We start from the raw sequence: 1404 nt of genomic DNA, 5'->3' as shown, positions 1-1404 counted from the left end.
CCGTAGACCTCGGCAAATTTGCCTGCAAAAATAAAGGACACTTTACTATGAGCGCCCAGATTTTGCAGGCAAATTTACCATCATAATAAAATCGGCAAAGATGACTTTTAGAAGCACAGCTCGGGAAATATGCCTTTTCGCGGCATTGAAAAGACAGGAGGTGGCGTAAGTTATTGAAATCATGAATAAATTTTCTCGATTTCAGCTTCCAATTCATTCCATTCGACCTCGCGGCGAACGATTGATCGAGGTATATAGCATAAAGCTACAACGGCGCGTGCAATGCTTCGGCGAACTAGCGTATCAGCTATGGGTTCTTCTTGAAACGAATCCTAAAATTGAATCATTTTGTGAACGTCCTGGAAGTTTCGAAATCGGCTCTGGCAAGCGACTAGCCGACTTTTGGACGCTAGAAAATTCCCAGGAAGAATTCTTGCTGATAAAACGTTCATCGCTTGATTTGATTGTATGCTCGACTGCAAGTGATATACCAATCCGCATCATTACGTTAAGCGATCTGGCAGCATCGCGTTTTTGGATTAATAACTGGCAGCGATTCTTACCACTGCTTGTCACATATCGCGAGCATATGTCTCCATCAATCTTGCGATCAATCGTGAAATTCATCAAGGAACCAACGCAACTGTCGCGAATTGAACGTGAGTTTGTGACCGGCGATCGTAGACCTCGGCAAATTTGCCTGCAAAAATAAAGGACACTTTACTATGAGCGCCCAGATTTTGCAGGCAAATTTACCATCATAATAAAATCGGCAAAGATGACTTTTAGAAGCACAGCTCGGGAAATATGCCTTTTCGCGGCATTGAAAAGACAGGAGGTGGCGTAAGTTATTGAAATCATGAATAAATTTTCTCGATTTCAGCTTCCAATTCATTCCATTCGACCTCGCGGCGAACGATTGATCGAGGTATATAGCATAAAGCTACAACGGCGCGTGCAATGCTTCGGCGAACTAGCGTATCAGCTATGGGTTCTTCTTGAAACGAATCCTAAAATTGAATCATTTTGTGAACGTCCTGGAAGTTTCGAAATCGGCTCTGGCAAGCGACTAGCCGACTTTTGGACGCTAGAAAATTCCCAGGAAGAATTCTTGCTGATAAAACGTTCATCGCTTGATTTGATTGTATGCTCGACTGCAAGTGATATACCAATCCGCATCATTACGTTAAGCGATCTGGCAGCATCGCGTTTTTGGATTAATAACTGGCAGCGATTCTTACCACTGCTTGTCACATATCGCGAGCATATGTCTCCATCAATCTTGCGATCAATCGTGAAATTCATCAAGGAACCAACGCAACTGTCGCGAATTGAACGTGAGTTTGTGACCGGCGATCCAACGATTATTCGTGCTGCACTATTCCACTTGCTGCACCAGGGACT

2 protein-coding genes are annotated in these 1404 nt (G+C 43.7%); both read left to right on the top strand.

The features are described from left to right. Window positions 1–181 precede the first annotated feature (181 nt). A complete protein-coding gene (locus H8K52_RS20555) occupies window positions 182–712 on the top strand; it encodes a hypothetical protein (RefSeq protein WP_186924781.1) in 531 nt (176 codons plus the stop codon). A 147-nt stretch (window positions 713–859) separates the two neighbouring features. After that, window positions 860–1404: hypothetical protein (locus H8K52_RS20550; protein ID WP_186924780.1), on the top strand; the 545-nt coding region annotated here is incomplete at its 3' end.

Origin of the sequence: Affinundibacterium seohonense, assembly GCF_014284305.1 — a bacterium.
Taxonomy (GTDB): Bacteria; Pseudomonadota; Gammaproteobacteria; order Burkholderiales; family Burkholderiaceae_D; genus Undibacterium; species Undibacterium seohonense.
This window is presented reverse-complemented; position numbering and strand designations above follow the sequence as displayed.

Bases quoted from the DNA above. Each gene is read 5' to 3' on its own strand.
- H8K52_RS20555 (WP_186924781.1), top strand. From the start codon at position 182: ATGAATAAATTTTCTCGATTTCAGCTTCCAATTCATTCCATTCGACCT.